We start from the raw sequence: 9,335 nt of genomic DNA, 5'->3' as shown, positions 1-9,335 counted from the left end.
TTCAGCCTTTCAGCAGGGCGGGGCGGCGCGCGGCGACGTCCAGGATCAGCTCGCCGAACAGGCCGTTGGCCCACGCGAACCAAGTGCGGGTGAATTTGGTCGAATCTTCCTGGTCGAACGATTCGTGCATGAAACCGGTGCCGCCATGCCCCGCCTTCAGCCACGCGAGGCACTGCGCGACGGTCGCGTCGTCGCTCGCACCGGCGGCGTTCAGGGCGTTGAGCGCGTGCATCACGATCGCCATCGGCCAGATCTGCCGCAGCCAAGTGTGCGGGCTGCCGATCCCTTCGGCCGCTTTGCCCTTGAAGAAATACGGGTTGCGGTTGCTCCACGCGCGCTCCGCGGTGCGCCGCCACAGCGCATCGTCGCGCGGCACGCATCCCAGGTATGCCAGGCCCGACAGGCTCGGCACGTTGGCATCGTCCATGAACAGCGCGTTGCCCAGCCCGTCGACTTCATACGCCCACATCGTCTGCCCGTCGGTGTCGCGCATCGTGCCGTATTGGCGCAGCGCCGCGTCCACTTCGTCGGCCAACGCGGCGGCCTCGCGCGCCAGGGCGGCGTCGTGGCGCGCGGCGTTGGCGACGATCGCCAGCTTGCGCAGCGCCGATACCGCAAAGATGTTCGACGGGATCAGGAACGGCAGGATGCACGCATCGTCGGCGGGCCGGAAGCCGCAATGGATCATGCCGACGGGGCGCGACGGCGGGCCATAGCCGTCCAGCATCATCGTCTCGCTCGGGATGTTCGACGCGCGCTGGAACCGGTACGGCCCCGGCCCGTCCTTGCGCTGCTGCTCGCGGAACGTGCGGATGGATGCGCGCGCGGCGTCGGCCCACAGCGCGTCGAACGGCACCGCATCGCCGGTCGCTTCCCAGTAACCGTGCGCGATCCACATCGGATAGCACAGCGAATCGACTTCCCATTTGCGCTCGCCGACGCCCGGCTTCATGTCCGTCTTGTCGTGCATCGCCCAGCCCAGGTTGGTCCTGGCGGACGGATCGTGCATGAACGCGTTGGCATATGGATCGATCAGGATCGACCGCGCCTGCCGCGCGATCAGCCCGCGGAACAGCGTGCGCAGCGCGGCATCCTTGCGCGCCAGCGGCAGGTACGGGTGCAGCTGCGCCGAACTGTCGCGCAGCCACATGCAATCGATGTCGCCGGTGATGACGAACGCGTCGGGCTTGCCGTCGACGGTCCCCATGAACACCGTGGTGTCCAGCGTGTTGGGGTAACAATTGCCGAACATCCACGCCAGCTCGGGATCGCCGATCCGCTTGGTGACGGCGGCGATCTCGCGCTCCACCGCGGGGCTGACGAAGCGGCGGTCGGCGGGCTTGGGCCGATGGCTGACGAACGCCGGCGCGGCGGGGCGCAATGGTCCCGTCAGGCTCATCGCGGCAGCGCCGCCGATCAGGGTGCGACGATCGATCATTTCGGCAAATCCTTTGTACCCGTCACGGTAAAGCGCGTTTCGATGCCGGGTCCGTCGCCCGGCTGGCCGCCGCCGATGTGCAGCCTGTATTCGCCCGGCACCACGCGGCGCACGCCAGCGGTATCGACGCTGCTCATCCGCCGCGCATCGATGCTCAGCGTCACGCGCCGCCGCTCCCCGGGCTTCAGCGCCTCGCGCCGGAACGCCACCAATTGGCGTTGCAGCACCGGATCGTTGAAGCCGGGTGCAACAGCCGGCACCGGAGGCACCAGATACGCCTGCACCACCTCGTCCCCCGCCACCGGCCCGACGTTGGCCAGCACCGCGGACACGCTCAGCGTATCGCCGGCCGTCACTACCGGCGCCGCAACCTGCGCATCCGTATAGGCGAACCGCGTATAGCTAAGCCCGTGGCCAAACCCCCACAGCGGCGTACCGGTGAAATAGCGATAGGTCCGCTCGCGCATGTTGTATTCCACGAACGCCGGCAGGTCGCGGGTCCGCGCATAGAAGGTCACCGGCAGCCGCCCGGCCGGGTTGTTCGCCCCCACCAAAGTATCGGCGATCGCCTGCCCGCCCGCCTGGCCCGGATACCACCCCACCAGGATCGCATCGGCGTTGCGCTTGGCCCATTCCATCGCCACCGCGCTGCCCGTCATCAGCACCACGACCAGCGGCTTGCCGCTCGCCTTCGCCGCTTCCAGCAGGCGCAGTTGCGCCGCCGGCAACCCGATGTCGGTGCGGTCGCCTCCCGAAAAGCCCGGCACTTCGATGCCCAGCGCCTCGCCCTCCACCGCCGGCGAAAGCCCGACGAACGCGACGACGGCGTCCGCCCCGGCCGCCGCCTGCACCGCCTCGGCGATCTGCGCCGGCGCCGGCGCCGTCCACGTCAGCCGCAGCCCCTGATCCTCGCCGCCATGCGCCAGCTCGACCCGGATCGCGTGCGCGCCGGGCGTCAGGGTCAGCGCGGCGTCCACCTGCTTGCCGCTGCCGTCGTCGTCGGCGACCAGCCGCCCGTCGATCCACAGCCGCGCGGGATCATGCCCGCGGCAATCGAAACAGCGCGGCACGTCCAGCCGCAGGGCATAGTCGCCCGCCGCCGGCACGCTCAGCGTCCCCGTCCACCGCACCGAAAACGATGCCGCGTCGATCCCGGCGACGGGCGCGGTGCGGTCCCAGTCGAAATCGATCAGCCGGTCGGCACGCACCACCGGCTTGCCGGCGAAGTTCGCACCCCGATAATATTCGCCGCGCAGCGCCAGGGCGCTTTCCGGCACCGGCACTGGCACGCCGTCCGCGATGCTCGCGCCTTGCGCGTATCGAACCCCGGCAAAGGTCGTCCGCAATGCCGCCAGCGGTGTCACCGGCGCCGCGGCGGTGCCATGATAATTGGCCTCCAGCACGTCCAGGCTGTCCGCATTCGGCCCGATCACCGCGATCCGGGCACTGGGTTTCAGCGGCAGCACGCCATTGTTCGCCACCAGCACCATCGCCTTGCGCGCGGCTTCCAGGGCCAGCGCACGATGCGGGGCGCTGTCGACCACCGAAGGCTTGATCCGGTCCCAGCGGCTGGTGATCCCGAACGCCCCGCCCAGCGCGCGCCGCTCGGCGAACACCCGCGTCAGCGCGGTGTCGATCGTCGCTTCCGGCACCAGCCCGCGCCGCACCGCATCGCCCAGCGCGGCATAGGTGCGTCCGCAATTCAGGTCCATGCCCGCCGTGATCGCCGCCGCCGATCCCGCCGCACGATCGGGCCGGTAATGATGGTAAGCCGAGATATTGCCGATCGCATCGCAGTCCGACACGATCAGCCCGGTAAAGCCCCAGTCGCGCCGGATCGTCTGGTTCAGCAGCGCGTCGGACGCGCAAACCGGCACGCCGTGGATCGAATTGTACGCGCACATCGTCGATCGCGCATGCCCTTCGGTCAGGGTCATGCGGAACGCGGGCAGGTACGTCGCCTCGCGGTCGTGCGGGCTGATGTCGACGTCGAAACTGTCGCGCCCGGCCTCCGGCCCGCTATGCGCCGCCAGATGCTTGGGCGTCGCCACCACTTTGGGGTGCAGCGGGTCCGGCCCTTGCAGGCCGCGGACGAACGCCATGCCCATCCGCCCCGTCAGATACGGGTCTTCGCCATAGGTCTCCTGCCCCCGGCCCCAGCGCGGATCGCGAAAGATGTTGATGTTCGGCGACCAGATCGTCAGCCCCTGGTATCGCACGCGGTCGCCCGGCGGCAGCGCGTTGGACTTCGCCCGCGCCTCGGTGGAGATCACGTCGCCGACCCGTGCGATCAGCGCCTCGTCCCATGTCGCGGCCAGCCCGATCGCCTGCGGAAAAACGGTCGCCACGCCGTTGCGCGCGACGCCGTGCAGCCCCTCGTTCCAATAATCATATGCCGGCAGGCGAATGCGCGGGATCGCCGGCGCCACGCTCTGCAATTGCGCCACCTTCTCGTCCAGCGTCAGGCCGGCGATGGCAGGATCGGCGGGGGGATTGACCGTCTGCGCCCCCGCTACCGTCGGAAAAGCCGTGGTCGCCAGCAGCGCGGCGACGGCGGCAAGAGCGGATCGTGTCATTTCGCGGCGATATCCTTGGCGTTGATCGTCCCGAACAGGCTGTGCACCGACATGGCGCGGCGCAGCGCGGCGAGCGAGGCGGTGGAGCGCACCTGGATGCTGGCGCGATCCCCCGCCGCCAGATCGAACGCATTGTCGGACAGCGTCGCATCCAGGTTGCCGAACTCGATCCACACGCCGCGCGCCAGCGACTTGGCGGACACGGTCAGCGTATAGCCGCTCGCGCTCGGCACGATGTGCGCCCGCAACCCCGGATCGACCAGCGCCAGATCCTTGGCCTTGGCGAAATACGAAAATTGCCGCGCGATCACCGCGCCGTTCTCGATCAACTCCGCCACCGCCACGGTCCGCGCCGGATCGGCCTTCCCCAGCAGCTCCGCATCGCCCAGATCGGCCAGCGGCGTCGCCGCCAGCGGGGCCGCGGTCACATCGCCCCCACGTTCGGACAGCATTGCCCCGTCGCGGTCCATCACGCGCAGCCGCCACCGCGCGCCGAACGCCGCCTGCCGATCCGATATCAGCGTCACGACCGTACGACCGGCGATATGCTGCGCCCCGATCGTCACCGGCGCGTAAAAGCGTTTCGCGCGGTAATGGCTCGCCTTCCACCGGTTATGGAAATCGATGCTGCCCCACGCCTGCCCGGCCCACACCGAATTTATCAGGCCCGGCCACGTATCGTTCAGCGTCCAGTACAATGTGCCCATGTTGCGCGGTCGCGATGCGCGCTGGTGGATCACCGCCATTTCCAGCCCCTCGGCCTGGAACAGCTGCGACAGATAGATGTAATCCACGAACGACTTCGGCTCGCCGTAATCGGCGCGGATGTACTTCAGGATGCGGCCGTTGCCCTTGGCGCTGTCATATCCGCTGCCGACGATCTGCACCGGCATGTCCTCCGGCTTGCGCTTGCCCAGGAAGCTGCGCGTCGTGCGCAGTCCGGGCATCGATTGCAGGCCGAATTCGGACATGAAGCGATTGTCCGCGGTCAGATAATCCTCCAGCGGCGAACGCGCCCACACATCCCAGTAATGGACGTCGCCGTCGGTCGTCTGCTCAGCAGGGCCGTCGTAGTCCGTCGTCGGCGATCCGCCCCAATACGGCGTGCCGGGCGACAGATCGTTCACCACCGCGCGCAGGTCCTTGTCGAACATCCGCCGCAGTCCGGCGCCATACGCTTCCTGTCCGTCGGCGCCCAGCGTCACCTTGAACGCCTTGCGGTCGCCCCAATTCTCCCACCCGGTCTGCACTTCGTTGTTGCCGTTCCACACCACCAGCGATGGATGGTCGCGCAGCCGGCGGACCTGGTCGATCGCCTCCGCCCTGGTGTTCGCCTGAAACGCATTGTCGACGGGCGGCACCGCATTGCCGAACATGAAATCCTGCCACAGCATCAGGCCGATCCGATCGGCTTTGGCGAAAACGGCGTCGTCGGGATAATAGCCGCCGCCCCAGATGCGCAGCATGTTCATGTTCGCCGCCACCGCCGCTTCCAGGACCGCGTCGGTCCGCGCCGCGGGCACGCGTTCGGGAAAACTGTCCGCCGGCTCCATATTGGCGCCCTTGATGTAGATCGGCACGCCGTTGACGACGAACGCCATGCTGCGCCCCCATCGGTCGCGCTCGCGGCGGATTTCGACCGTCCTCAGGCCGATGTCATGCGCCGCCCGCCCGATCTCCCGGCCCTCGTCCGTCACGCTGGCGGCGACGCGGTACAGATCGGGGCGGCCATAGCCGACCGGCCACCATCGCCGCGGCCGTTCGATCCGCACCGGCAGGGTCACCGGATTGCGCCCGACGAACAACGCCACCCGCCGCTCGATCGTCTGGCTGGTCCCGTCCGGCGCGGTGATCGCCACGCGCACGTCTACCGTGCGGGCCACATGCGCGTCCACTTCCACCACGGCGTCCAGCACCGCGACACTGTCGTCCAGATGCACTTGCGCGACGTGCAGGTCGCTCATCCGCACGCCGTCATACGCCTCGATCCGCACCGGTTTGGGGATGCCGATCGTCACGATCCGCGGCGTGAAGTCCCACCCGTAATGATACCCTGGCTTGCGCACGTAATTCGCCGTCTGGCGCCCCTTGGGCTCGTCGCCGAATTGCGAATCATACGCGCCGGGCAACGGCGTCTTCAGCGCCAGCACCATCGGCAGCAATGCCTTGATCGGCGACGCGAAGTCGACCTCGATGACATTGTGGCCCGGCTTCAACAGCGCCTTGGCCGCCACGCGCCAGTTGCGGAACATGTTCTCGGCGCGCAGCACTTCGGTGCCGTTCACCCGCACCGTCGCAAAAGTATCCAGCCCGTCGAACGTCAGGTCGATGTCGCGCCGCGCCAGCACCTCGTCGGGCAGGTAGAAGACGTTGCGATATTGCCAGTCCGACAGGCCGACCCACTGCGCCGCCCGCTCGCCTTCGCCGACCCACGGATCGGCGATGATGCGCGCTGCCATCAGGTCGGTCTGCACCGATCCTGGCACGGTCGCGCGCATCCACCGCGCCGCGCGCGTGTGGGTGGCGGCATTGGGATCGCCGGGCGCCAGCCGCATTTCCCATCCGCTGTCGACGATCTTCGTGATCGGCGCGGCGGGCTGCGCGTGCGCGGCCGGTGCGATCATCAGGCCGACGATCATCATCGCGATGCTAGCGAGCGTCTTCATCGTTGCGCCAGGGCGCTTACGCCGGCCAGGGTGCGCACCGTCAAGGCGCGGCGCAGCTTCGCCAGATCGCTCTTCTTACCTGCGCCGATGCTCACCGCCACGATCACGCTTTCACCAGGCAGCAGGTCGAACGCATTGTCGGATACGCCCGCATCGATCGCGCCGAAATCGATCCACACCGCCCGCGCCAGCCGCTTGGCCGTCAGGGTCAGGCGATCGCCTTCCCATTGCGCGGTGATGCCCGGATCGGGCAACGCCATCCCCTTCGCCGGCACTTGCGACACCAGCACGCGCGAAGCGGATCGTCCGCCCACGATCAGCTCCGCCACCGCCACCGTCCGCGCCGGATCGCCGCCCGCGAACAGCGTGGCGTCCGGCATGGTCGCCACCAGCGCCGACGACAGCGGCGCCAGCGTTGCGGCTTCCCCGCGCGTCGCCAGCACGCGACCATCGACATCCATCGTCCGCACCCGCCACGTCGCCGTGGTTAGCGTCGTTGCATCGGATATCACGCTGATCCGCGTCGCCCCGCCCTTGCGCTCCGCTGCGATGGCCAGCGGCGCGTAGAATTGCCGCGCACGGAAATTCAACGCTTTCCAGCGGCCGTAATAATCGATGCTCGACCACGAAGCGCCCGGCCAGACGTCGTTCAATTGCCAGTACAGCGATCCCATCGTCACCGGCCGGCAGGCGCGGTGATGCCGCGCGGCCAATTCGATGCCCTCGGCCTGCATCACCTGGCTCAGATACACGAAATCGGCGAAGTCGCGCGGCTCGCGGTAATTCTCGCGGATGTAATACAGCAGCCGGTCGTTGCCTTCGCCTTTCAGGTATTTCTGATGCGCCTTCATCACCGGTGATGCCGGCGTCAGCGGGCCTGGTCCGGCAAAGGCGCGGATCGTCTTCATGTCCGGCATCGCTTGCAGGCCGTATTCGGACATGAAGCGCGGGCAGCTATCCAGATACGCCTCGACCGGTTTCTTGCCGCCCCACACGTCCCAGTAATGGCGGTCGCCATCGCGGTCGGTGTCGGGCTTGCCTTCGTAATTGCTGCTCGGCGATCCCGGCCAATATACCGCATCGGGATCGCGCCGCTCCGCCGCATCGCGCAGGACCTGCCCGAACAGGATCGCCATGCCCACGCCCACCCGCTCCTGCTCGTCCGCGCCGACCGCTTTCTTGAACGCCACCCGGTCGGACCAGTTGGACCAGCCGCTCAGCACTTCGTTGTTGCCTGCCCACAGCACGATCGACGGATGCGCCTGCAACCGGTCGACCTGCTCCTCGGCTTCGATGCGCACCGTCTCGCGGAAATCGCGGTCATATGGCGTGATCGCGCCGCCGAACATGAAATCCTGCCACACCATAAGGCCAAGCTCGTCGGCCTTGTCGTAGAATGCGTCGTCCAGATAATATCCGCCGCCCCACACCCGGACCATGTTCATGTTGGCATCGCGCGCGCCGGTCAGCACCCGGTCGATCTGTGCCGTCGTCACCCGGGCCGGCATCATGTCGAACGGGATCAGATTTGCACCCTTGGAAAAAACCGGAATTTCGTTCACGAAAATCGCGAAACCACGTCCCGCGGCGTCGGATTCGCGAAATAACGCGATATTTCGGAGTCCCGTGCGTTTAATTTCGGAATCTATTTCGCCACCGTCGATCAGCGTCGCCTTGACCGTGTACAGCGGTTGCGCGCCATATCCCGTGGGAAACCAACGCTTTGGGTTGGCAATCGAAAGTGGCACGGCAACTCGGTTGATTCCGGCCGCTACGGTCACATTCCGGCTCGCGCGGGTCACTTTTCCATCCGGCCCGGTCACGTCGACAGCCACCGACAGCGCCCGCTCGGTCCCTGCAACTATCTCTACTTCCGCCGAAATCCGCGCCTCGCGGCTGGTCAGCCCTTCCTGCCCGACCCGCAAAGCATCGATCCGCGCATCGTCCCAAGCCTCAACCCGCACCCCCCGCCACAGCCCCTGCGTCACGATCCGCGGGCCCCAGTCCCAACCATAGTGATATTTCGGCTTGCGGATATACGGTGACGTCTGCTTCCCCGCCGGCTCATCCCCGAACATCGAATCATATTCGCCCGGCAACGGGTTCGCGGTTTTCAGAACCATCGCCTGCAAGGTATTGATAGGAGAACGGAATGTGACGATCAGCTCGTTGCCACCGGCCTTCAGCAAAGCCTTCACCGGCACCCGCCACCGCCGATGGGCATTGTTCGCCGCCAACAGCTTGGCACCATTCAGACGCACGTCGGCGAACGTATCCAAGCCATCGAAAACCAGATCGATGTGCCCGCGCGCCATCAACTCGGGCGTGGTGCGCAATGTCGTGCGATACTGCCAATCGGTCAGCCCAACCCATTGTATCTCCGCTTCATTTAGGCCGATATACGGGTCCGGCACCACCTTCGCCGCCATCAGGTCGCTCTGCGCGCTCCCCGGCACCGTGGCCGGCAACCACCGCGCTGCCTTCGGATGCGCCTTGGCCGCCGCCGCATCTGCCGGGTCGATCCGCATCGTCCAGCCACGGTGGAGCATCACCACCTGGCGCGGTGCAGCTGTGGCCGCGAGGGGCACCAGTGCGATCAGAAAAGCGAGCCATTTCATTGCTCTTCGGTCCTTAATTGCATGGCCTCGACAGCAT

General features: G+C 67.2%; 4 protein-coding genes. All 4 read right to left on the bottom strand.

Features of this window, described 5'->3' with window-relative positions; translation table 11 throughout:
- Position 1: 1 nt before the first annotated feature.
- Genes VF649_RS02070 through VF649_RS02055 form a run of 4 tightly spaced genes read right to left on the bottom strand, consistent with a single transcriptional unit; the run spans position 2 to position 9,298 of the window.
- Positions 2-1,438 (bottom strand): glycoside hydrolase family 125 protein, encoded by a 1,437-nt coding sequence (locus VF649_RS02070; protein ID WP_331010299.1) that lies wholly within the window; start codon positions 1,436-1,438, stop codon positions 2-4.
- On the bottom strand, positions 1,435-4,014 hold the full coding sequence (locus VF649_RS02065) for a glycoside hydrolase family 3 C-terminal domain-containing protein (RefSeq protein WP_331010298.1): 2,580 nt from the start codon (positions 4,012-4,014) through the stop codon (positions 1,435-1,437). Before VF649_RS02065 ends, VF649_RS02070 begins: the two co-directional genes overlap by 4 nt.
- Positions 4,011-6,680, bottom strand: coding sequence for a beta-mannosidase (locus VF649_RS02060; protein ID WP_331010297.1), 2,670 nt, complete (start codon positions 6,678-6,680; stop codon positions 4,011-4,013). Before VF649_RS02060 ends, VF649_RS02065 begins: the two co-directional genes overlap by 4 nt.
- A complete protein-coding gene (locus VF649_RS02055; RefSeq protein WP_331010296.1) occupies positions 6,677-9,298 on the bottom strand; it encodes a beta-mannosidase in 2,622 nt (873 codons plus the stop codon). Before VF649_RS02055 ends, VF649_RS02060 begins: the two co-directional genes overlap by 4 nt.
- Positions 9,299-9,335 lie beyond the last annotated feature (37 nt).

This window comes from Sphingomonas sp. (assembly GCF_036387535.1).
Taxonomy (GTDB): Bacteria; Pseudomonadota; Alphaproteobacteria; order Sphingomonadales; family Sphingomonadaceae; genus Sphingomonas_R.
Note: the sequence above shows the minus strand (reverse complement) of the source record. Positions and strands in the feature narration are given on the sequence as shown.

Coding starts and splice junctions, on each gene's coding strand:
- VF649_RS02070 (WP_331010299.1), bottom strand. CDS start 1,438: ATGATCGATCGTCGCACCCTGATCGGCGGCGCTGCCGCGATGAGCCTG.
- VF649_RS02065 (WP_331010298.1), bottom strand. CDS start 4,014: ATGACACGATCCGCTCTTGCCGCCGTCGCCGCGCTGCTGGCGACCACG.
- VF649_RS02060 (WP_331010297.1), bottom strand. CDS start 6,680: ATGAAGACGCTCGCTAGCATCGCGATGATGATCGTCGGCCTGATGATC.
- VF649_RS02055 (WP_331010296.1), bottom strand. CDS start 9,298: ATGAAATGGCTCGCTTTTCTGATCGCACTGGTGCCCCTCGCGGCCACA.